The sequence below is a fragment of the Sphingobacterium sp. SRCM116780 genome (assembly GCF_021442025.1).
GTDB lineage: Bacteria > Bacteroidota > Bacteroidia > Sphingobacteriales > Sphingobacteriaceae > Sphingobacterium.
The window spans coordinates 2022626-2046775 of record NZ_CP090446.1 but is presented as its reverse complement, the minus strand read 5'-3'; the positions used below and the strand labels follow the sequence as shown (position 1 = coordinate 2046775).

Sequence of the window (24150 nt, the reverse complement as noted above, 5' to 3'; positions counted from 1 at the left end):
GCCGAATGTAGGGCAAGAAAAAAAGGGTATTGCATTTGATTATTTTAAGACACTGAATTCAATATAAGAAGCGTTATTCACATCATGAAAAATACGGTGTGTTGCTTTTCTATAATCAGTTGCTGTTGCCTCATAACCTTCAAAAAATTGTTGTGGATTCCTCTCGGCAATTGGGAACCAGGTATTTTGCACTTGAATCATGATACGATGTCCTTTTTTGAATGTATGTGCTACATCGGGCATGGTATATTTGATGTCAGTAACAAAACCTGGTTGCATAGGTTCCGCTTTTTCAAAACTATTCCTATACTTACCCGCCATAATCTCTCCACGAACCAACATTTGATACCCATCCATTACTTTGTTGTTGAAAGATGGACTATTGGCTGGATATACATCGATTAATTTGACTACATAATCTGCATCTGTACCCGAAGTAGACACTTTCAAAAAGTTTTTAATTGGGCCAACGATTGTTATATCCGCTGTCAAAGGTTCGGTTTGATAAACCATTACATCAGGTCGCGAACTAGCGAATCGTTGATCATCAATCATGTATTCGCGTGTTCTGCTTTCCATGACACCACCTTGATAAGGTACTGGTTTGTTTGGATCGCTGACATATTCGTCCCAAGAATCGGTACGACCTACTTTTTCAAAATCAAGTTTACCCTGTGGTTGTAAATACAGCTTTTTGTCTTCTACATCCTTTGGTGGCCATTTATCAAAGCTTTTCCATTGGTTGCTTCCTGTTACGAAAATATTCGCTTCAGCAGCTTTAAAATCGCCTTTTCCCTTTAAATAATAGTTGAAAAAAGGAAGCTCAAATTTTTCTTGATAAGTCACACTTGTTTTTTGATCAAATTGAATGTCACCAAAAGAGCTACCATCACTTCGAACCCAACCGCCATGGAACCAAGGTCCTGCGACAAGTATAGATTTGTTTTGTGGATTCTGTTCTTCAATCTTTTTGTAGGTTTCGAAAGTTCCGTATGCATCTTCAGCATCAAAGAACCCTCCAACAATCATCACAGCAGGTTTTACATTGGTAAGATGAGGTAAAATTAATCGGTCTTTCCAAAACTGATCATAATGAGGATGTGCAAATGCATCATTCCAAAATTTAACAGAATCCGCAAAATAAGTGTTTTTTAAATCTTTCGCTGTTCCCCCAGTTAGATAAAATTGATAGACATCTTTGGAAGGGTATTGAAAAGTGTGAGGCGCTTGGTTGGGTGTAATCGGTTGAGGACGAGGAATGCCAAAGCTTGACATAAACTTGAACGCGTCACCTGTAAACAAAACACCATTGTGGTGAAAATCATCTCCGATATACCAGTTTGTTACAGGTGCTTGTGGTGAAACAGCCTTTAAAGATGGATGTGTTTTAACAAGACTTACCGTAGAATAAAATCCGGGATAAGAAATGCCATACATACCAGCTTTCCCGTTGTAGTTTTTTAAATTTTTACTCAACCACTCTAATAAATCGTAGGTATCTGTACTTTCATCAATATCTTTTTTACCTTTTTTTAAGGTAGTGGGTCTTACATCTTCAAAAGTTCCTTCGCTCATCCATTTTCCGCGAACATCTTGATAAACAAAAATATATCCTTCTTTAGCCATTGCAGGGAAATTTCCTAAACTTGGCTTATATTCATTAGGGCCATAAGGCCCAACAGTGTAAGGTGTACGATTTAGTAAAACTGGATATGATTGACTTTTGTCTTTAGGAGAATAGATGGTGGTAAATAATTTTACACCATCTCGCATCGGTATAGCAATTTCAGTTTTTTCATAATGCTCTTTTACATAGTTAGATTCAGCAGTTGATTGAGCTGCTGCTTTAAATGAAAAAGCAATAAGAAGCGCTGAAAAAATAGTAATTCCTTTTTTCATTGTTTTAGATTAGATTTAAGATGAGACAAGATAAGAAAAATGTCAAAGAGATGGTGAAAAAAATACCAGATTGAAGATCGGAATGACTTCATCTGGTATTTTTTAATATATTTTGAAAAGGATGGCTTCCTTAACTTCTCAATATTCTGATTTTTTTTCCTTTAATTTTTCCTAGATTGGAATGTTTTAAGATGGTACTGACCAATGCACGTTTGACTGCAACAAATGACTCTCTGTCTTTTACTTCAATGATCCCTACGTCATTCTTTTCAATTTGATCTAGGTTGAGTAAGAAGCCGACAATATCGATCTTGTTTACCTTATCTTTTTTACCTGCAGAAATGTATAACGTTGCGAATTCTGAATTTTTAGGAAGATCATAATCACCATCTATCTGTTCAGTTTCAATTTCATTTGAAACGTATGGATAATCTTCTTCTGGTTTCAAAATGATAAAAACTTCTCCTTTTGCCTGCATGCGGGCAGTTCTACCATTTCTGTGCGTAAAATCATCTTCTTTATAAGGCAGTTGATAATGGATAATGGCATCAATTTCAGGGATATCAAGCCCTCTAGCAGCAAGATCTGTTGTGATGAGAATATGATTACTATTATTTCTGAATTTTAATAAAGCCAGTTCTCGATCACTTTGTTCTAAACCTCCATGGAATACATCATGTATAATTTCACGATTCTGTAATAATTCACTGATATGATCTACTGCATCACGGTGATTACAAAAGATCAAGACTTTCTGATTACCAATTTTACATAGCAGATTAAACAATGCTTCCAGCTTCTTCTGCACAGGTACTACTACCTTTTTTATAGTTAATGCAGGAGCACTTTGTATATGATTCAGATAATTAACCTCAATAGAAGAGGAGATACCTGTAAAATCTGGTATTTCTTTCATTGCTGTTGCAGAAGTTAATATACGCGTTTCTAGCTGCTGCAGATGATCAATAATGAAAGACATCTGATCTTGAAAACCTAATTCCAAAGATTTATCAAATTCATCTAATACTAATGTTTTGATCTGATCGGTATTGATATACTTTCCATCTAAATGGTAAACAATTCGACCAGGAGTTCCAATAAGAATAGCGGGAGGATTTTTTAAGTTATTTCTTTCGGTTTTGGTATCATGACCACCATAACAGCAGGTTATTTTGAATCCAGTAGCTACTTTTTTTAAGACCTGTTCGATTTGCAAAGCCAATTCACGAGTAGGTACCAAGATTAAAGCTTGAATATCGGTTGCATCAGGTTTTAATGTTTTCATCAAAGCAAGTGCAAAAGCTAATGTTTTACCGGAACCGGTTGGAGAAAGTAAGAGGAGATTTTCTTTTTCTTGAAATTTATCCAATACTTCCTGTTGCATTTCATTTAAAGCGGAGATATGGAGCTTATTTAATATGGCTTCTATTTGCATAGCGCAAAAGTACACAAACTATTACATAAAAAAGGTCTGCTATTGCAGACCCTTATCTCGATTTCAGAAAACGCTTATAAGAGATTGATCCCTTTTTGTTGCAATGCCTGTTTTTCTTGTTCATCCCATATGCTGACTTGCACTTCACCGATATGTGATTTTTTAAGCATAAACATACAAACACGTGATTGACCAATACCACCACCAATAGATTCTGGTAGCTCATCTTTTAACAGCATTTGGTGAAAAGCCAATTGCGCGCGTTCTGCATTATTTCTTATTTCTAATTGTCTTTGTAAAGCCGTTTTATCAACGCGTATGCCCATAGAAGAAAGTTCGAAAGCCGTATTTAGAACAGGGTTCCAAACTAAGATATCTCCGTTTAGACCATTTGTACCATTTCCATTTTCAGTACTCCAATCATCATAATCCGCAGCACGACCGTCATGCGCTTCACCATTTGTTAAAACTCCACCAATTCCATAAATAAATACAGCACCGTACTCTTTGGCAATTGCATTTTCTCTTTCTTTTGGTGTGAATGAAGGATATTTTTGCAATAGATCTTCAGATGAAATGAACGTAATTTCTTCTGGTAAGACTGCTTTAATATCAGGATACTGACGTTCTACCTGCTTTTCTGTAAAACGTAAGGCATCGTATATTTTGAGTACTGTTTCCTTTAAGAAAGAAAACTTCCGTTGATCGAATGCGATTGTTTTTTCCCAATCCCATTGGTCTACATAAATGGAATGAATAGGTGTGTAGTCCTCATCAGGACGAAGCGCGCGCATATCGGTTAATACGCCTTCACCTATTTCCAATTCCAATTCTTTTAAGCGTAAACGTTTCCATTTCGCTAGCGAATGAACCACCACAGCTTTACGATCCTGTAATGATTTGATTGGGAAAGCAACAGGTCTTTCTATGCCATTTAAATCATCGTTTATCCCTGTACTATCTAATACCACTAATGGTGATGATATCGGAATTAACCCTAAATTATTTCTAAGTTGTTGTGCAAAAGTATCCTTCACAAAACTAATTGCAACCTCAGTTTTTAATAACGTTCTTTTATCCATGAAATATGTATATCAAAAAATAGCTTAATTGGTGAACTATTTTTTATTTTTTGTGTAGAATTTGATGTAAGCAATTCTTTTCAACAAATTCGGTAATTTTCCCTAGGGTCAAAAATAGCAATATTTCAGATATTACAAGGTCTTGTTGGTAAATTTATTTACAAGTTCCTTTATTTTTGATTTTATGGCAAAAAATTAAAGAAATTGATAGTGTTTTTTAAATAAGAAGGTCATCATAGTACTATGATGACCTTCTTTGTATCATGATTGTTATATTTTTTAGACAGAGAAACTCTCTCCACAGGCACATGTTCTTGTTGCATTTGGATTATGGAATTCAAATCCTTTTCCTGTCAACCCGTCTGTATAGTCAAGCTCTGTTCCTGCTAAATACAAAAACGATTTAATATCTAAACAAATTCTGACACCCTTATCTTCACAAAATTGATCTCCCTTTTTTTCTTCATTGTCAAAATCCAACTTGTAGCTTAAGCCAGAACAGCCCCCACTTTCAACAGCAACACGTACAAAGTAACTGCTGTCATAATTTTCAGTATTCATAATCTCATCAAGTCGAGATTTTGCTTTATCTGTAATGGTTACCATAGTGCTGAATAATTGTAATTTATTTCTAATACTACAAAGTACGCTAACTTCTTTATTATTTCCAATTTAAAAGTACGTGTGAATGTAATAATTACGTAATAAGTCCAGCTTGGAACAATTGCCAAATAGGAGAGTGTTCTCTAACCTTTTGAACGGCTTTCTTAATCAATTCAATGGTTTTGTTCACTTCTTCTTGTGTTGTTAACGTACTCAAACTAAAACGAACAGTGGCTAATGCATCTTCTTTTGAGATTCCCATGGCTAGTAAAACATGAGAAGGGTCTCTGGTTCCACTTACACAAGCAGAGCCAGATGATAATGCTAACTGTGGACAAGAAGTCATAAGCTCACTTGCGGTTATATGTCTAAAGCAAATGGACGCTGTGTTTGGAAGTCGGGGAGCCTGTTTTGCATGCACATAAACTTCAGGTAGTTCACATAATGCTGTTTCTAAGTAATCTCTTAAATGTGCTATTTCCTTAGCGTCTCTGTTATTTTCTTGAAAATAAGCAATTGCATTTCCCAGACCGACAATATTCGGGACATTATAAGTACCTGCACGAAAACCATGCTCTTGTCCACCACCTTCTATTAAAGGATGAATTTGTATCGGTTTTGTTTTCCGTCTGATAAACAATGCCCCAATGCCTTTGGGACCATGGAACTTATGTGCACTCAAGCACAGGATGTCAATTTCTGTTTTTGAAAGATCTAAGGGTAGTTTACCGATATATTGTGTCGCATCACAAAAAAATAAACAATCTTTATTTTTACAAATCTGCGCAATGTCGTCAAGAGGGTGAACTAAACCTGTTTCATTATTCGCAGCCATTAGACATAGCATAATGGTCTTTGGTGTAATGCTTTGTTCTAAAGCCGAAAGATCTATGTTTCCAGCACGATCTACCTCAAGATAGGTGATGAGGGCGCCTTCTTTTTCTAAATTTTCTAGGGTGGTTAGAACGGCCTTATGTTCTGTTTTGGCAGTGATGATATGCTTTCCTTTGGACTGATAATTTTTATAAACACCTTTTAGTACGGTATTGATGGATTCAGTAGCACCTGAATTGAAGAAAATTTCTTTTGTTTGGCAATTTAAGGCTTTTGAAACTTGACTTCTGGCCTTTTCTATGGCACTATTTGCTTCCCGTCCCATGCTGTGATAGAGACTGGAAGCATTTGCATAATTATGGATAAAATAAGGGACCATCGTATCCCATACTTGATCTATAATTTTTGTCGTTGCATTATTGTCAAGATAAATTAAATCCTTCATAAGTATAAAGGTAGAAATTATCTTGTTTATAGCGTCTGTCCCGCAGAATTGATTTCTTTCTTTTTGATGTTTGGCACATAATTTAATCCAGGACTTAACCAATACATGAGTACTACTCGAGAATAACGATAATTGAAAGGTGTTAATACGAGTACGGTCATTAATGCGACCGTTGCATACAGCCAAAACGAATTGTCATTACCTGTTATGAGGTATGCTAGTAGGCAAGATGAAACCATTTCGGCTACTGTAAATGCATAACTAACAAACATGGCAACATAAAAATATCCTGGTTCGCGTTCATATCGCAATCCACAATAATCGCAATGTGTATTCATTTTTTGAGTCTTGAGCCCATAAGTACTTCCTGTAAATATTTTTCCTTTTCTACAGCGTGGGCATCGCGCTTCACAAGCCGATTTAAATTCGGATAATTCGTACGTATTTTCTTGTTTTTCCATAGCTAACTGTTGTTTTTTCTAAATTCATCGGGTGTCAAACCCGTTGCTTTTTTAAAAAATTTAGTGAAGTAAGAGTTGTCATTAAAATTCAATTCAACTGCTATTTCATTTATATTCAAGCTTTTATTGATCAATAATCTTTTTGCTTCCAATAAGATCCTTTCTCTAATAATTTCCCCAGCAGAACTGCCTATATAAGATTTGCATATCGCATTCAAATGATTGGGAGTAATAAATAACTGTTCTGCATACGTTTTTGGTAACCTGTTTTCTTTGAAGTTTTTCTCTACCAATTGCTGATAATTATGAAAAATAGTATAATTATAAGGGTTATTGGATTTCTCTAATTTTGTTCCATGCCAAGATTCTATCCAAAGCAAAAGTTGTAATAAACTTACACGTATCAAGTCTGTTGCACTAAGATCTTTACTTGTTTCATATAATGTTTCAAAAATTTTAATTGCCTGCTCCCGATGTGCTTCTGGTATCGTAAAAACGAGCTGATCATTTTGACCACTTAAAAAGGAAAAGCGATTGAGATAATCTGTACGCAGTAAAAAAGATTGAAAATATTCTTGATTAAAATTTACTACATATCCTGCTTCGTCTCCTTTAAAATTCCAGGTATGAACCTGTCCTGGTGCCATAAAATAAATTTGATAATCTTCAATTTCATATTTTTCAAAATCAATTAAATGACTACCTGATCCCTGCGTAAATAATACAAAATGATAAAAATTATGTTTATGAGGAAATACCATATTGTGATGCACTTGTATATAATGCTCCAGATGCTCGACAAGCAATAAGCTATTGGAATCATTGTTAATGCTACAATTATCTAAGACAGGTATGGTATTTTTATTTGTCATAGTACAAATTTACTGTTAATTGAAGTTGTTTTACTGGTTTGTTTATTGATTTTGTGGTGTTTTTCAACGAAATAATATTTTATTGTCTCTTATTGTCATGATTACTATATTTGGCGCAAATTAAAAAGCATTAAGAAATGAATAAATTGGAATCAAGTGTAGAAAAATTGTTAGATGTCGTGATCTTAAAAACCCCGAGTATTATTACGGGAATCATTATTTTAATTATCGGACGTTTCGTTGTCAAATTCTTACTAAACCTTATGCGTAAAAGATTTGAAAAACGGAATATTGATTTATCCATACGCTCATTTGTCTTAAGTATTGTCAGAATTGTGCTTTATGCCTTATTGTTTCTCACTGCGGCGAGCACAATGGGAATTGAAACAACTTCTTTCATTGCTGCTTTATCAGCATTTGGATTAGCTGCAGGTTTAGCATTACAGGGGAGTTTAAGCAACTTTGCTGGAGGAGTGTTGATTCTGTTGTTTAGGCCTTTTGAAGTTGGAGATGTTATTTCGAGTAATAATGGGACTTCGGGGACAGTTGAAAGAATAGATATTTTATATACTACGTTAATTGGTGGTGACGGGATTCGCGTTTTTAGTCCAAATGGACCATTAGCAAACTCAATCATCCATAATTATACTAAAATCGTCAACAGACGTTTTGAATATACAATTGGTATATCTTATGATGCTAATATTAAAGAGGCACGTGAAGCCATTATGAATGTATTAAATAGTGATCCCCGTATTTTGAAAACACCAGCGATAGAGGTATTCGTTAAAGATTTGGGAGATAGTGCTGTTCGATTAACTGTTCGTGCATGGACTAAAAAAGAAGATTTTGCGTCTGCAAATAATGAAAATCAAGAGGCCATTAGAAATGCGTTGGATAAACAGCAGATAGGGGCTGCTTACCCACAAACAGAAATGCGTATCGTAAGTGATCAAAATGGTGGTATTGATCGCATTATGAAATCTTAATCTAAAGAACGGATTAAAACAAAGTATCGATAAGCAACAATTGCTTGTTGATACTTTGTTAACGTTGAAGGGTCTTTCTTCGCATATTTCGGTAAGATCAATTTATTGATCTTGTTGAGTAGTTTATAAATATTTTTCATTTTTGATAGACCTCCAGATTCAATATTTGCGGCATTTTAACTTGATTGGAAAATGCAATTAAATTATTTGCTGCCATCAATGCCATATTATCTCGTGCCTGTTCTGTTGCTGATCCAATGTGTGGCAATACAGCAACATTAGGTAAGTTTAGCAAAGGATTTTGAAAAGACATCGGTTCCGGGTTTGTAACATCAAGCCCTGCACCCCATATTTCTCCCGTTGTCAAAGCTTCATATAGATCTTGTTCTTGGTGTAATCCACCTCTCGCTGTATTGATGAAAATAGCGGTATTTTTCATTCTTTTGAACGCTTCCTTGTTGAATTTTTCCTTTGTCTCTAGAGAAAGGTTAGCATGTACAGATAAAACATCACTGCGCGTCAACAATTCATCATAATTTACATACTCCGCATCTAAAATACGTTTTGCAATTTCATTAGGATGCCTATTATAGTAGATAATGTCCATATTATAAGCATATTTTGCTTTCTTGGCAAGCTCCAGTCCAATTCTTCCTAATCCGAAGATCCCTAAGGTCTTTCCATTCAACTCAATTCCTAAATTTTCGGTTAACTCAAAATCTTTCCATTCATCATTTAGAATTTTTTTATGCATATAAAAAGCTTTCCTAGATACCGATAATAGCAACAAAAAAGCAATGTCTGCTGTTGCATTGGACAATACATCAGTTATATTACTGACCGGTATTCCATGTTTAGTAGCTTCATCCAGATCTACACTGTCATATCCAGCACTCATCAGGGCGATCGCTTTTAGATGAGGGCATGCTTCAAAAAAGTTTTTATCCAAGAGGTTATGTCCTGCGGCAAGTAAACAATCTACCTGTTGGCATTTCTGAATTAAATCGGTTTGACTAATATTCCCTGGATCAGTGCGGTAGGTAATATCAAAACCAGCTGCCCTTAAACTTTCAATTCCTTTTTGTGGTATTTTTCTAGTGATAAAAACTTTCATGATCTTAATCTATCCTGTTATTCAATTGTACTTTCCTATCAAACTTAACTAAATTTGCTTGTATACGCAATATAATGACAATACATATAGATCGGTAAATCATTTAGACCGGTAGCATGATCAGGTATGCATAAGCGCGATGTGAGTAAGCATGTATTCTTCTATCTTGTGAAATTTTTACAGCATAAATAGTGAAAAAAATAGAGGTTATACTTTTACGTATAACCCCTTATGTCTTTGTGCCTAATTTTTCTTTTATTTTTGAGAAAGAAGGAAGTTAAAAATGGAAACTCCTGTTTTTTCGACAGATTCTGCTGCATTTGAAAGTAATACAACTGCAGTTTTTTTATCAGGAGCAATAGCAATGTAAGAACTGCTTCCTGCAGTACCTCCTGTATGATAACAGTAGGTGATGTCGTCGATTAAATCCATATGCCAAGCCAGTCCAATATCTGTATTTGGAGGTAGGAAATAAGTGAACTGTCGGGTTAAAGCCATCGCATTTTCTAAGGGTGTTTCTGGCATCTTAAATTGCGCTTTAGCAAAAGTAAGTAAATCTGTCACATTCGATTTTAAACCTCTGGCTGCACTAAAGGAAAGAAAATCCCATGATTTGGTTTCATCGCCCTTTGCATTATAAACTTTTGACAGATACTGCGTTTTTGGGTTTATGACATCTGATGTGGCAGTTAAACCTAATGGTTTTGCAATGATCTCTTGAATAGTTGTATTGTAGTTCCTCTTATAGATCGTTGTCAAAATATCTCCCAATACAGCATAACCTAAATTGCTATATTCATATTTTTCTCCAGCGGTACTGTCCGATTTGAAAGTAGATAAATATTGATATAAGTACTTTCTATCGTATCCTTTATATGGATTATTTGCGTCGTATCCTTTTATTTTTTCAAAATTATTAGGCAATCGAGGTAATCCTGAAGTATGATTGGCTAAATTTTTGAAGGTTATTGCCTTTAAATTTGGGTTTGCTTTTAAGGTATCAGGTAAAAAATCTGTGATGGATTGATCCAATTTAACTGTACCATTTTCAACAAGATTGGCGAGAAGAGTAGCGGTGAAAATTTTTGATAACGACCCTAATTCATATAATGTTGTCGAAGTAGGTAAGATTTTATTTCCCTTTTCTGTTTCTCCATAGAAATAAGTGCTGAGTTGTTCATTCTGAATAACACCTATCGTTAATGATTGTGTATTTCCTTTTTTGCTATATTCATTTGCTATCGAATCAATAAAAAAATCCATTTTATTCCCGACAACAGTGCTTGTCATGACAGGCTCTTGTTTATCTGCTACTGGTTTGGCATAAGGTTGGAAACCTAAAGTATGGTAATGCATGGTGCTATCCACACCAAAAGGTACTGTGAACGATTTATCTGTAAAGTCTACGAGATATTGAGTAACACCATTGTTGAAATTCAATTTTTCAACATGTTGAATTCTTCCTAATGGATAGATTTCAGTTTCCAATAGATTTTTCAAAGAAGAATAAGGCACCGCTTTTTTAAATCCTTCATTCGCCAAATTATAAATGGAATCTGTCTTTTGTGAATTAATAAAAAACTCTATTTTGTTATAGAACGTATGGTTGATCTGTTCTTGTGTAGAATTTTGAGCGACAGCAGATAATGAACTACTGAATAAAAGTGCAGTAATAATTTTTTTCATAATGAATATACTATTACAAATCTACATAAACTTTATTTATATGCCAATGATTTGTTTTAGGCGTGTATATCCAGATTTGCTGATATTTAGTTTTTCACCAGTGATCAGAGCGGCAATAAAACTATCTTTTTCCCAAGGTTCTATTTTTGCCAATTGATCGATTTTGATAATAAAAGAGCGGTGTATCCTAACAAATGCACGGTCGTCCAAGTGTTTTTCAAAAAATGCCATTGTTTTATTTTTTAGAAAGACACCATCTGCAGTATGAATTTTTACATAATCGTCATAAGCTTCCAGATATTTGATTTGAGGAACAGGTATGATTTTAATTTGAGTACCTGTTTTGACAACAATACGATCTAATTTTGATTCTTCTTGATGAATGACTGCTTCATAATTTGGTGTTGGAGCGGGAACAGGTTTAGCAAAGTTTAATTTAAATTTTTCTAAAGCCTGTTTAAATCGATTTGGAGAAATTGGTTTCATCAAATAATCAATCGCATTTTTTTCGAAAGCCTTAAGTGCATAGTCATCAAAAGCGGTTGTGAAAATAACTGGAGGAGGATTTTCTATCAATTCAAGCATTTCAAATCCTGTTAATTTAGGCATCTGAACATCTAGAAATAATAAATCAGGTTGATGTTGTTGGATGGCTTTTACACCTTCAAATCCATCACCACATTCTGCAACGATAGACACTGAAGGATCTTGGCTTAAATATTCTACGAGGATGGAACGTGCCAACGGTTCATCATCAATGAGGATCACTTTAATCATATTGAGGAATTTTGATACTACTGGTAAATATATTGTTTTCACTATGGGTCAGTAAGAGATCATTTCTTCCGAAAAGAAGAAATAAACGCCTTTGAATACTGGTCAAACCAAATCCAGTACCTTTTGATTGCATAGATTCGTTTGGATCAAAGGGATTTTCAATGACAACACATAAAGTTTTGTTTTCGAAAAAGCATTTTATAGAAATCGTAACATCTTCTGTTACATTGTACAAGCCATGTTTAATGGCATTCTCTACCAAAGGTTGTAAGATCATGGCAGGTATTTTAGCTGTTAATACATCCGTATCATGTTTGATATGAACACTGAGACGATGTCCAAATCTTACTTTTTCAATATCTAAGTACAATTCCAGATGGTTTAACTCTTCTTGCAGAACAATTAATTGATTGTTTTCCTTTCGGAGTGTTCCTCGTAGAAAATCAGATAGCTGAAAAGTCATGTTTCGAGCTTCTGAGGGTTTAGGGCCAATCAGCGCAATAATTGAATTGAGACTGTTGAATAAGAAATGTGGTTGTAATTGCTGTCTCAGATTATATAACTCTGCTTCTCGCAATTGGTTTTCCGAATCTTGTTTTCTTTTAATATTTGTAATGTGTTCCTCTTGAATATTCCAAATAATAATAAAAATGGCAACAGAGGTGAGGATAAGAAAATTGGTAATGAAACGAAAAGGAATGATCAGATCATATATCTTCAAATGTTCTAGAGGAAGATAATATTGAATGACTAAACGACTCGCGATGATGCTTATACCGCTCATGATTAACCCAATAATAAGCACTTTCCAGATTTGATTGGGTTTCGGAATGTAATAATTTAGTGTCGTTGATAAGGCATAACAACAAAGCATCATCACAAGACTATTGATGATACAGTCTTTAATAGTAATGTCGCTTGGAAAACCAGAGCGATACATCAATGCATATTGTATAACAAAATAGCCAATTAGTATACTTAAACAAATGATTAGAATGAGCTTATTTTTATTTTGCAATAAAATCTTATCCTTCATGATTTAGACATTTCTAATAGTCAAATTTCCAAAAAGACAAGTACCGGTAATGTAAAGTTTTTTATTGGGATCTCTTGTTAATCCTACATGGAATCGACGATCATCAACATCTCCAAATACAGAAGATACATTGGTATAAATAGTCCAATTTGCAGGTACAATTATTTTAGCACTTCCAAACATCTGAAATGCATCAATTACAGCCGTATCGGTTATATCTGCCTGTGTTAAGTCTATGGATACACTACCAAACATACAAGCAATATTACCTCCTCTGAAATTTTTGGATAGAATCAGTTTTTTTAGACTTGCAAAAATGGAATTAACATTCAAAACATCTTCAAAACTATTATCAGTATTTGCATAATTTTGAGCTCCAAAGGTCTGCTCGTTAGGCAGACCTTGACTTGTTGGCTCATTACTTATTGTTGTTTCATTCGTTATATTGTTGTCAACAATTAACGAATTATTTTCTGTGTTGGGATCAACAACCCTTTTGTCCCAATCAAAATCTGAGGGTTGTTTTGGAGGGTTGTTCGGATTATTGGGCATAGGAGGGATCTCAGGTAATCCTTTTTTACGACCAATGATAAAGTATGCTCCAACGCCAATAATCAATATTGGAAATATAATTCCTCCAAAATCTGTATGCATAATCTCTCTCGCAAGAAATGCTAAGCCCAGAGCAATTAAAATTATGGAAGATTTTTTTTGAAATTGAGAATTAATCCCGATCACTAAACCGACAATAATCAAAATCATATACCATCCAAACATCCATGATGGAAAGAGATAGTCTATGTTTAGGTTTTTTAATAAAAATAGTATACCAATGAGTATGATTATACCTCCAATGATATTTTTACTGTTGTTACTTTTTGGTATGAATGGTTCTTTTTCCATGACTTTTAAATTTATACCTCAAAGATATATTGGTTACGCGATCTTGAGTAGTTGAAATAGGTAATTAAACTAAATTATTCGGTAAATGTAATAAAATCATCGGTGAAAAAATATCATTACCAGTTTTTACCGATGATTTGTCGTTAAAAAATAAAAGATAGGAACTTTACCAGTATGTTATCGTATATTTTATTTTATTTTTTTTGAATAATATTTGGAAGTTTCATGCTAAATATTATATATTTATCACAGATTAAGATTACTTAAACTTAAATAATAACCAATGGGAGATTTTGAGAACAAAGAGCGCGAAGAGGTTTTTTCAAAAAAGGTGAGAGCCGGTAAACGTACTTATTTTTTTGATGTAAAGGCTACACGATCTAATGATTATTACATTACCATCACTGAAAGTAAGAAACGTTTTGAAGACGGACAGTTTATTAAACACAAAATATTCTTATATAAAGAAGATTTTGAAAAATTTGCTGAAGGTTTAACTGATGTGGTTGAATATATTAAATCTAATCAGGAAGTAGTAGAAAAACGTTACGAACCTAATTTTGATGATACAACATATGCGGCTGAAAGCTCGAAAGATGATTTTTCTTTCTAGCATATGGACGAATTTAAAGAAAAGGTTACAAAAAGAATTGTAACCTTTTTTTATGCAATAGACTTCTTCTTCATGAATAGCCTATTCCACAATTTTTTACCATAACGTAAAATAAGCCAAACGATTAAGATAACAACTACCAGCGCTAAAATTGGAGCTATTATCGTTAAGATCGTCATCACAATAGAACCTGTCGTTTCTACTGTAGAAACAACGGGATTCCCTAATCCTCCAGTAGTAGCGGATGAAGCTGCACGTGTGCCTGCGAAACTTGTTCCGATAAGTGCTGCCGTTCCTCCTCCAGCAATTATTGATAAAGCCCACTGGGGTATATCTTGCATGTCGGTAAATTGGAGGGCAAACAATGCGGATCCAGCAATCGTTGCCAACGGGATAGAAATACTGTCAAGGACATTATCCAAAAAAGGGATATAAAAGCTTAATACTTCAATTAACATCGCTACAGCACTGATAATCAATGTGGGTAGACTTGCTAACCATTCCCAGTTTTCGGCTATTGGTATCCAATTGAAATAACTGGACAAACTGATGATGAAGATCGGTAGAAATACCCGAAATCCTGTCGCTGCAGCCAGACCTATACCAATACAAGCGCTTATGATATAAGATAGAAATGGGATATGGTCCGTCATAATAGATAATGTGTTATTTCGTTTCAACCACAATTGTATTGGCTGCAAAATCATGACAGCCCTTACGTTTGTCATTAAAGAAGAGTATCATGTTGATAATCGGAATTGTTTTTATGATACTTCTGATTAGGTATTGGAAAATAGTAACAGATTTTCCTTCTGTATCTGAAACAATCTTAATGCCACATATCTTCTTACCCAAAGTTCCTTTCAATAACCATTCCATCAGGAAGAAGTAAAGCGCCCATACAGGTAAAAATACTAAAAAATAATTCTCAGGCAAGTAATCTTTAAAACGTGTAGTCAATGTTGCTAACGGAAAGTTAAGTAAGATCAATACGACAAGATCAATGAAATAACTACCAATACGTTGACCGAATGAAGCTAATGGATGAGTCAAGCCATCGATATTCAAAGTAGATGATGTGTACTCTGAAGCAGGTAATATAGATGCAGGTATATAGGCTGTTCTGCAGAAATTGCATTCCAAAGTATCTCCCTGTTTTTCCAAGGGAATCATAGGAATAAAGAATAGCGAAAAATACCTGCGGTTTTGTTTTAATTGATAAGGACGTTCCATTTGACAGCGAGGACAGTGGAAATTACCATATTTAACCGTTTTACCTATTGATTTTGTTCCAAATATGATGAGCATACTGACTTAATTATTAAAAGTTTTCATACAACTGCTGTTTTAATCTTTATTGTTTTATTAAAATTGATACAATATACAAATTCAACGTTTTGTTTCTTATAAATAATTTTATTTTTCACGTCTATTTTAACGTTGTATGTTTTTATAAAAAAATTACTTTTATAAAAAATATATTTCATCTATAGTGCTTTTATTTTTCTATGCTAAGTAAAGTTCAGTACAGGAATGCAATTCGTGCTTAATCTATATCAACTTCTAACCAACTTCGGACTTTCTTCTAACTCCCAACGCCTTTGCACCACCTGTGCATCACTGTTTTACACACCTGCAACGCGAAAAGAGCGGTGCAACAGCGGTAAAAGAGCGTTCCAGCCGTGGTAAAACTCCGAAGGTGGTTAGAATAAGGTACGAATAAGGTTAGGAAAAGGTTTCATAATGATCAGTTTTTACATCAATATCCAGCTTCCGTATTAAGGAACTAAAAAGGAGTGCTCTAGTTTGGTTGTTTTTTAACCGATATTCATTTGCTCTTAATGAAGATCATTCGCTAGAGCGGTTAAAAAGTAGCTTAGTAGCTATCTCGAAGCTGAATGAGAGGAGGTGATTTGTCTTGATGTATTGACAAGTGTTTGTTGTTACAATAGTTGTGTTGTATTTCCTGTGGGTTAATATTGCTTTATTTGATTTTGCAATATTTCTTGTAGATGAATATCGCTTTTATCTTTGTTAGGAGTCCATCATTCAGAATGTATATTTCTGTTGATAATAAGAAATGAAAAATGCGCAGTTTTTGGCTGCGCATCTGAAAAAATACTGTAAATACTATTAACCTAAATAAGATTTTAAGATTTTGCTACGAGACGTATGACGTAAGCGTTGTAAAGCTTTATCTTTAATCTGACGAACACGTTCACGTGTTAAGCTGAATTTCTCACCAATTTCTTCTAATGATAATTGATGATTTGAACCAAGGCCAAAGAATAAAACAATTATTTCTCTTTCGCGTTCTGTTAAGGTTGCTAATGAACGTTTGATTTCTTCAGATAAAGATTCATCGATAAGGGAACTGTCTGTTTCAGGGTCATGATTCTCTAATACATCTAATAGGGTATTTTCTTCCCCTTGCACGAATGGTGCATCCATAGATACATGTCTACCTGAATTACTTAATGTGTCCGATACTTTATCGACTGTTGTTTCAAGAATTTCTGCAAGTTCTTCTGGTGAAGGTTCGCGTTCATATTCTTGTTCTAATTTAGAGAAAGCTTTACTAATTTTACTTAATGAACCGACTTGGTTCAAAGGTAAACGTACAATACGAGATTGCTCTGCAATAGCTTGAAGAATAGATTGACGAATCCACCATACCGCATAAGAGATAAACTTAAAACCTTTTGTCTCATCAAAACGTTTTGCTGCCTTAATGAGGCCCAAGTTACCTTCGTTGATTAAATCGCCTAAGGTTAATCCTTGATTTTGATATTGTTTTGCTACAGATACGACGAAACGTAAGTTAGTTTTAGTTAATTTCTCCAATGCAACTTGATCGCCTTCACGGATACGTTGAGCTAATTCAACTTCTTCTTCTGCTGTGATTAAGTCTACTTTACCAATTTCGTGTAAGTATTTGTCTAGTGACTGTGACTCACGGTTGGTAATCGATTGTGTGATTTTGAGCTGTCTCATTAATTATATTAATACCTTTCTTCTCTGAAATGTTTGCAAAAGTACAAAAATAAAACGACTTATTTTTATATTTATTGCCAATTCATTTGTATATGTGATTGGTTATGAGGATTTTTATTTAATTTTTCTACAAGCAAAAATTATTCCAAAAGCATTGATTTTTAATTATATTATTGTTGGAAATTATATATTTATTTGTAATCTGTTGTAAATGAATATGGTTTAATTTCAATATTTATTTATACGAAAGATTATAAACCAAATGAAAAGTTTTAAATAAAAAAAGAATAAATTTGAGAGGGCCTAAAAATGATTTTATTTTGATAAAACCTTTTTATACTTTCGAATGTTAACCAATAAATATTATAATTTAAATTATGCCAATTACTATTCACTTGGACAAAGTTATGAGAGATCGTAAAATGTCATTGAACGATTTAAGTGCTAAGGTAGGTATTACGTTGTCAAACCTTTCAATTATAAAAAATCAAAAAGCCAAAGCATTACGATTAGATACTTTGGCTTCTATTTGTAAGGCTTTACAATGTCAGCCTTCAGATTTAATGGAATATATAGAGGATTAAAATCTGTAACCTCTTAAAAATTCAACGATTTGCATTTTTTTCTTGCCTTCTATTTGTAATGATGAAACATGGATATACCCATTGTTTCCAGCGAATTTAAGATAAGTCTTCTCATCTGTTTTATAATCTCCAGTTGCTATATCCGGAGCTGTGTATTCTTTTGTCACCGTATATAATTTCACCGTTTTATTGTTTAAGCTTGTAAATGCTGCTGGGTAAGGGCTTAGACCACGAATAAGATTGTAAATACGATCAATGTCTTGGTTCCAATCTATTTGACAGTTTTCTTTAAATATTTTAGGCGCATGTTTTAGCTCACTTTCTGGAATCAACGTGCTTTGTGGGGTTGGACTCAGATTGTTGTTTTTTAATCCTTCAATAGTCTTGAGTAAAAGTTGAGCGCCAGCCACCATTAATTTATCATGTAATATTCCGGCGGTGTCCTCCTCTTCAATGGTTACTTGATCAGATAATAGGATATTCCCAGTGTCAATTTCGTGTTGCAAAAGAAAAGTAGAAACACCAGTTACCTTTTCGCCATTGATAACGGCATGATTGATCGGTGCTGCTCCTCTATACTGTGGGAGTAGGGATGCATGTACATTGATTGTTCCATGAATAGGCATGCTCCAAACTAATTCGGGTAACATTCGAAACGCAACGACAATTTGTAAATCAGCTTGATAAGATTTTAGTTCTTCCAAAAAAGCAGGGTCTTTTAATTTTATGGGCTGTAATACAGGAATATGATGCGCTTCTGCATATACTTTTACTGCAGATTGATGAAGTTTCTGACCACGACCAGCTGGCTTGTCCGGAGCAGTGACTACAGCAACAACATTTTCTCCCGATTGAATAAGAGCATCTAAAGAAGCTACGGCAAAGTCTGGGGTTCCCATGAAAATTATACGCATATACTATTATCTCGTTATATTTTGATAGATTATGATGCAAACAGCAGGAATAAAATAGGCTGATTCACATTTTTTTTTAACTTTGCGAAGTTACATAAATATATTTAAAGCTTGAATTTTCCATACTTTTTAGCCAAGAGAATCACATTTTTAGGAAAAAGAACTTTTTCTAAATTGATTGTACGCATTACTGTTGGGGCAATTGCTTTAGCTATTGCGGCAATCATTCTTTCTGTTGCTGTATTAAGAGGATTTAAGTCAGAGATCACTGGAAAACAGCGTGGTTTTTTTGGAGATGTCATGGTCTTGCGTTATGATTTGAATAATGCATATGAAAATTCTCCGATCAGTTTGGATACAACCCAGTTAAACAAATTGAAAAAACAATCTAATGTTGCTTCAATTTATTCCTTTGCTACAAAAGCTGGAATTATTAACGTAAATGATGAAGTAGAAGGGGTGTTGCTAAAGGGATTAGACTCTTGTTACGATCAATCGTATTTAAAGACAATATTGGTGGCAGGTGATACCATTAATTTTAAAGCAGATCAGGGGTCAGGAGAACAGATTTTGGTCTCAAAATATCTTGCCAATAGATTAATGTTGAAAGTCGGTGATGACTTCATCATGTATTTTGTTCAACAACCAATCCGAAAAAGAAAATTTGAAATTAAGGGAATCTATAATTCTGGTTCAGAAGAACTCGATAAAATATATGTTATCGGTTCTTTAAATCTGATCAGAAGACTTAATAATTTGGATAGCACAGCGGTTGGAGGTTATGAAGTGCGCATTCACGATTTTACACAATTGAATCAGACGACTAGTCAAATTGAAGATGAACTTCCTGTGGATATGCAGGCGGTCAGTATTCGAGATCAAGTACCTGATATATTTCAGTGGTTGGATCTATTGGATATGAATACGAAGGTTATTTTCGTGTTAGTAACACTTGTTGCCATCATTAATATGGTTTCAGCTTTACTCATTACGATTCTAGAAAGAACTTCGATGATTGGGATTCTGAAAGCATTGGGTTTTCATAATAACGGAGTCAGAAGAGTGTTTATGTATAATGCCTTGTACTTAATTGGTTTAGGTGTTATTATAGGCAATTTACTCGGTCTAAGCCTTTATTTCTTTCAATATCATGCCCATTTCTTCAAACTGGATGAACAGACGTATTATATCTCTTATGTCGCTGTGAAACTTTTGTGGACGGATGTCATTTTGATTAATATATCTTTGATGTTGATTGGTATGTTAGCCTTGTTTATTCCTTCTTTATTGATTACCAAAATCAGCCCAATTAAAGCGATTTCTTTCAAATAATTTGAGGGTTTAATTGTGGTTTCGGAATAAATATTTTACTTTTAGAAGTTTGAGAGAAGAACTTTTATCAGTAATTCTTTTCAAATGTGTACTTGAATTAGCTTTATATATCTATGAATAGAAACGTATTAGATCACTTATCGCATGCTTTCGAAGCTCCTTTAAAAAGTCCAGTACTTATTTTCGCGCTTGTACTTGTTATCATCTTATTATCGCCAATTTTATTGCGATCGATAAAGGTTCCAGGAATTATAGGTTTGATTATTTCTGGTGTTATTATCGGCCCACATGGTTTAAATTGGTTAGAAAAAAACTCAGCAGTAGATTTATTTTCAACAATAGGCTTGCTTTATATCATGTTCATTGCTGGTTTGGAGCTGGATATGAATGAGTTTAAAAAAACGAAACATAAAAGCTTCCTTTTTGGCTTTTTTACTTTTATCATCCCCATAGCCATTGGCTTTCCTGTCTGTTATTATTTTTTAAATTATGGCATATTAGCGAGTATATTGATTTCAAGTATGTTTGCTACCCATACATTGGTGTCTTACCCAATTGTGAATAGTTATGGTATTTCTAAAAATGAAGCTGTTGCCATTACTATTGGAGGGACAATCCTGACCGATACAGCTGTTCTGATTATTCTTGCTGTGATTACTGGTGCTGCTCAGGGTAATATCGGACAAGAGTTTTGGGTGACATTGGGTATATCTTTTGCGATCTTTCTCTTTATTATGTTTGGTATTATTCCTCGAATTGCCAAATGGTTTTTTGAAAAAATTGAAAGTGAAAAGACTTCTCACTACATTTTCATTTTAGCGATTGTTTTTTTTGCAGCTTTTTTATCTGAAATAGCAGGTTTAGAACCTATAATAGGTGCATTCGTGGCAGGTTTGGCCTTAAATAAGCTTATCCCTCATTCTTCGGCTTTAATGAATCGAATTGAATTTATTGGGAATGCCATTTTTATCCCATTCTTCTTGATCAGTGTAGGGATGATTGTTGATGTTAGTGTACTTTTACATGGTCCTGAAGCTTTAATTGTTGCAGCTACGTTAACCGTAGTGGCTATAATTGGAAAATGGAGTGCTGCTCGAGTGACACAATTTGTTTTTAAGTATACTAAAGGTCAACGTAATGTTATTTTTGGACTCAGTAGCTCACATGCAGCGGCGACGTTGGCAGTTATCATGGTTGGTCATAAAAATGGCATTATCGATGAAAGTGTATTGAACGGAACGATCTTATTGATTTTAGTAACTTGTATCGTCGCGACGATTGTGACAGAAGGAGCTTCTAAAAAAATCGTTTTGGATGGAGATCAAGATGATTCCCATATTAATATTGTGAAAGAGCATGATGAACATATTTTGATCCCGTTGGCTAACATGGAAAACATGCAGTCTATTTTAGACTTTGCAACGATGATGAAGAGTAAAAAATCGCATCATCCTATTAATATTGTATCCGTTGTAAAGGATAACGAACAAGCGGAAAAGAACATGGCAACTGCTCGTAAAAACTTGGATAATATCGTGAAGTATGCCTCAGGGAGTGAAACGGAAGTAAATATAGCAACGACTATCGATTTTAATATTGCTAGTGGAATTAGCCGCAGTGCCAGAGATATAATGGCAGATTGTATTATTTTAGGCTGGCCAAGTGCAACGAATTTTGTTGATAAAATAGTTGGGGAAAAGACAGAGAGTATTTTAAATCGTACTTCTGCCAACGTGATGATGTGTCAATTTAAAAAACCATTTATTTCGCATAAAAAAATTATTGTTTTTGCCCCACCTTTGGCAGAATCAGAATTTGGTTTTGAATACTGGGTAGAAAAAGTGCTTAAATTAGGACAAGAGCTTACTATTTTAGTCACTTTTGTTTGTGATGGAAGAACTGAATTAGCAACAAAAGAATACCTAGCTGAAATAAAAAATTCAGTTCCAGTAGATTTTAGAATTTATGACAATTGGGATAATATACAAGGTTTAATTCATTTTAGAGAAGATAATGCCTTATTATTTTATGTTTCTTCGCGATACGGAGAAGTATCTTATCGGAGTTCTTTAGATGGTTTGGCAAAGAAATTGGAAAAGATTCATCAGCATGAAAATGTGGTTTTGGTATTTCCGAGTCGTATCGATAATCAACATATCGATGAATATGAGGATGTACAGGCTGCACCAATTTTTAGAAAAATAAGTAAGGAAATTGGCAATATGTTTAATAAGGAAAAATAGATATTCAAGTATGGCGAATAAAATAACAAAATCAGCTCATGGATCGTTACAAGTTCCAGACCAACCCATTATTCCGTTTATTATAGGGGATGGTATCGGACCAGATATCTGGAATGCATCTGTTCGGGTATTTGATCGAGCGGTAGAAAAGGTTTACGTGGGTAAAAGGAAAATTGAATGGAGAGAAGTTTTAGCTGGAGAAAAGGCATTTAATGAGACCGGAGACTGGCTACCCGAAGAAACACTAACCATATTGAAAGAATATTTAGTGGGTATAAAGGGGCCTTTGACGACTCCAATTGGGGGTGGTATTCGTTCCTTAAATGTTGCTTTACGTAAAGAGCTGGATTTGTTTGTCTGTCAACGTCCTACTATATGGTACGAAGGTGTTCCTTCTCCTGTTAAGCACCCGGAATATGTCAATATGGTCATTTTTAGAGAAAATACAGAAGATATTTATGCTGGGATAGAATTTGCTGCAGGAACGGAGGACGCGACGAAGATTCAAGACTTTTTAAAGCAAAATCTTCACGTGGATTATAACTTTTCAAATGATACGGGTGTTGGGATCAAACTTGTTTCAGAAAAAGGTTCTAAACGACTGATTAGAACGGCTATTGAACATGCAATAACACATAAATTACCCTCTGTAACTTTGGTTCACAAGGGTAATATCATGAAGTTCACAGAAGGTGCTTTTAAGAATTGGGGATATGAACTTGCAGAAGCAGAATTTGCAAATCAGACCTATACTTGGGGACAATGGGAACGGACAAAAGAAGAAAAAGGAGAAGAGGCTGCCAATCAGGAACAGAAACAAGCTTTGGCCGCTGGTCGGATCTTGATCAAAGATGTAATCGCTGATAATTTCTTACAACAGATTTTGTTAAACCCTCGTGATTATTCCGTTATTGCTACACTTAATTTAAATGGTGATTATATTTCGGATGCTTTAGCTGCAATAGTGGGTGGTATAGGGATTGCTCCTGGTGCGAATATTAATTACAATACAGGTCATGCTGTGTTTGAAGCAACGCATGGAACAGCTCCTCGTTTTGCGAATACAAATACGATGAATCCTTCATCTGTTATTTTGAGTGGTGTGATGATGTTCGAATATATGGGTTGGCAAGAAGCAGCTGATGCGATTGTGAAAGCATTAGGGGATACCATAAAGGCGAAAACAGTTACAGTTGATTTTTATAATTTAATGGAAGAAGCAACCCTTGTGAAGACAAGTGAATTTGCCGATCGTATCATTGAAAAGTTGTAAAAACAATTCTTAATTCCATCGATAAAGCTGATCTTTGAAATTTAATTTAAGGATCAGCTTT

General features: G+C 34.4%; 23 protein-coding genes. 6 read left to right on the top strand and 17 right to left on the bottom strand.

Going from position 1 to position 24150, the window contains the following annotated elements; genetic code table 11:
- Positions 1-39: 39 nt before the first annotated feature.
- From LZQ00_RS08930 to LZQ00_RS08900, 7 genes are all read right to left on the bottom strand, one after another.
- Positions 40-1899, bottom strand: coding sequence for a CocE/NonD family hydrolase (locus LZQ00_RS08930; RefSeq protein ID WP_234514695.1), 1860 nt, complete (start codon positions 1897-1899; stop codon positions 40-42).
- Between the two features lie 130 nt (positions 1900-2029).
- Entirely contained in the window at positions 2030-3334 is a 1305-nt protein-coding gene (locus LZQ00_RS08925) for a DEAD/DEAH box helicase (protein ID WP_234514693.1), read from the bottom strand.
- Positions 3335-3408: 74 nt separating this feature from the next.
- Positions 3409-4416, bottom strand: coding sequence for an aspartate--ammonia ligase (asnA, locus tag LZQ00_RS08920; protein WP_234514692.1), 1008 nt, complete (start codon positions 4414-4416; stop codon positions 3409-3411).
- A gap of 279 nt (positions 4417-4695) precedes the next feature.
- A complete protein-coding gene (locus tag LZQ00_RS08915; protein ID WP_234514691.1) occupies positions 4696-5022 on the bottom strand; it encodes a HesB/IscA family protein in 327 nt (108 codons plus the stop codon).
- A 91-nt stretch (positions 5023-5113) separates the two neighbouring features.
- Positions 5114-6298 (bottom strand): cysteine desulfurase family protein, encoded by a 1185-nt coding sequence (locus tag LZQ00_RS08910; protein WP_234514690.1) that lies wholly within the window; start codon positions 6296-6298, stop codon positions 5114-5116.
- A gap of 26 nt (positions 6299-6324) precedes the next feature.
- A complete protein-coding gene (locus tag LZQ00_RS08905; RefSeq protein WP_234514689.1) occupies positions 6325-6759 on the bottom strand; it encodes a DUF983 domain-containing protein in 435 nt (144 codons plus the stop codon).
- A gap of 2 nt (positions 6760-6761) precedes the next feature.
- On the bottom strand, positions 6762-7631 hold the full coding sequence (locus tag LZQ00_RS08900) for an AraC family transcriptional regulator (protein ID WP_234514688.1): 870 nt from the start codon (positions 7629-7631) through the stop codon (positions 6762-6764).
- A gap of 137 nt (positions 7632-7768) precedes the next feature.
- Here LZQ00_RS08900 and LZQ00_RS08895 point away from each other — a divergent pair, with 137 nt between their 5' ends.
- A complete protein-coding gene (locus LZQ00_RS08895) occupies positions 7769-8620 on the top strand; it encodes a mechanosensitive ion channel family protein (protein ID WP_234514687.1) in 852 nt (283 codons plus the stop codon).
- On the opposite strand, the gene LZQ00_RS08890 is transcribed toward LZQ00_RS08895, so the two are convergent.
- The 6 genes from LZQ00_RS08890 to LZQ00_RS08865 all read right to left on the bottom strand — a co-directional run bounded on the left by LZQ00_RS08890 (position 8617) and on the right by LZQ00_RS08865 (position 14136).
- Positions 8617-8760: a hypothetical protein gene (locus LZQ00_RS08890; protein WP_234514686.1), complete on the bottom strand. Its 144-nt coding sequence runs from the start codon at positions 8758-8760 to the stop codon at positions 8617-8619. The two genes, LZQ00_RS08895 and LZQ00_RS08890, sit on opposite strands and share 4 nt — an antisense overlap.
- Positions 8757-9734 carry a 2-hydroxyacid dehydrogenase gene (locus tag LZQ00_RS08885; RefSeq protein WP_234514685.1) on the bottom strand — a complete coding sequence of 326 codons (978 nt, stop codon included), beginning with the start codon at positions 9732-9734 and terminating at the stop codon, positions 8757-8759. Before LZQ00_RS08885 ends, LZQ00_RS08890 begins: the two co-directional genes overlap by 4 nt.
- A 255-nt stretch (positions 9735-9989) precedes the next feature.
- The gene (locus tag LZQ00_RS08880) at positions 9990-11420 is read right to left on the bottom strand and encodes a serine hydrolase domain-containing protein (RefSeq protein WP_234514684.1); all 1431 of its coding nucleotides are present in this window, start codon (positions 11418-11420) and stop codon (positions 9990-9992) included.
- A gap of 36 nt (positions 11421-11456) precedes the next feature.
- Positions 11457-12197 carry a LytR/AlgR family response regulator transcription factor gene (locus LZQ00_RS08875; RefSeq protein WP_234514683.1) on the bottom strand — a complete coding sequence of 247 codons (741 nt, stop codon included), beginning with the start codon at positions 12195-12197 and terminating at the stop codon, positions 11457-11459.
- Complete coding sequence (locus tag LZQ00_RS08870) at positions 12190-13233, bottom strand: sensor histidine kinase (protein WP_234514681.1); 1044 nt, start codon at positions 13231-13233, stop codon at positions 12190-12192. Before LZQ00_RS08870 ends, LZQ00_RS08875 begins: the two co-directional genes overlap by 8 nt.
- 3 nt (positions 13234-13236) lie before the next feature.
- Positions 13237-14136, bottom strand: a complete 900-nt coding sequence (locus LZQ00_RS08865; RefSeq protein WP_234514680.1) for a LiaF transmembrane domain-containing protein — start codon at positions 14134-14136, stop codon at positions 13237-13239.
- 283 nt (positions 14137-14419) lie between these two features.
- On the opposite strand from LZQ00_RS08865, the gene LZQ00_RS08860 reads away from it, so the two are divergent.
- Complete coding sequence (locus LZQ00_RS08860; RefSeq protein ID WP_234514678.1) at positions 14420-14749, top strand: DUF3276 family protein; 330 nt, start codon at positions 14420-14422, stop codon at positions 14747-14749.
- Between the two features lie 50 nt (positions 14750-14799).
- On the opposite strand, the gene LZQ00_RS08855 is transcribed toward LZQ00_RS08860, so the two are convergent.
- The 3 genes from LZQ00_RS08855 to LZQ00_RS08845 form a co-directional block, all read right to left on the bottom strand.
- Entirely contained in the window at positions 14800-15402 is a 603-nt protein-coding gene (locus LZQ00_RS08855; protein ID WP_234514677.1) for a DUF4126 domain-containing protein, read from the bottom strand.
- Positions 15403-15415: 13 nt separating this feature from the next.
- A complete protein-coding gene (locus tag LZQ00_RS08850) occupies positions 15416-16057 on the bottom strand; it encodes an RDD family protein (protein ID WP_234514675.1) in 642 nt (213 codons plus the stop codon).
- Between the two features lie 825 nt (positions 16058-16882).
- Positions 16883-17743 carry an RNA polymerase sigma factor RpoD/SigA gene (locus LZQ00_RS08845; RefSeq protein ID WP_234514673.1) on the bottom strand — a complete coding sequence of 287 codons (861 nt, stop codon included), beginning with the start codon at positions 17741-17743 and terminating at the stop codon, positions 16883-16885.
- Between the two features lie 377 nt (positions 17744-18120).
- Between LZQ00_RS08845 and LZQ00_RS08840 the strand changes: the two genes are divergently transcribed.
- Complete coding sequence (locus LZQ00_RS08840) at positions 18121-18327, top strand: helix-turn-helix domain-containing protein (RefSeq protein ID WP_234514671.1); 207 nt, start codon at positions 18121-18123, stop codon at positions 18325-18327.
- Here LZQ00_RS08840 and fmt read toward each other — a convergent pair.
- Positions 18324-19241 (bottom strand): methionyl-tRNA formyltransferase, encoded by a 918-nt coding sequence (fmt, locus tag LZQ00_RS08835; protein ID WP_234514670.1) that lies wholly within the window; start codon positions 19239-19241, stop codon positions 18324-18326. The two genes, LZQ00_RS08840 and fmt, sit on opposite strands and share 4 nt — an antisense overlap.
- A 111-nt stretch (positions 19242-19352) precedes the next feature.
- Here fmt and LZQ00_RS08830 point away from each other — a divergent pair, with 111 nt between their 5' ends.
- The 3 genes from LZQ00_RS08830 (at position 19353) to icd (ending at position 24089) form a co-directional block, all read left to right on the top strand.
- Entirely contained in the window at positions 19353-20573 is a 1221-nt protein-coding gene (locus LZQ00_RS08830; RefSeq protein ID WP_234514668.1) for an ABC transporter permease, read from the top strand.
- A 113-nt stretch (positions 20574-20686) separates the two neighbouring features.
- A complete protein-coding gene (locus LZQ00_RS08825; protein WP_234514667.1) occupies positions 20687-22816 on the top strand; it encodes a cation:proton antiporter in 2130 nt (709 codons plus the stop codon).
- A 10-nt stretch (positions 22817-22826) separates the two neighbouring features.
- A complete protein-coding gene (icd, locus tag LZQ00_RS08820; RefSeq protein WP_234514665.1) occupies positions 22827-24089 on the top strand; it encodes an NADP-dependent isocitrate dehydrogenase in 1263 nt (420 codons plus the stop codon).
- Positions 24090-24150: the final 61 nt, after the last annotated feature.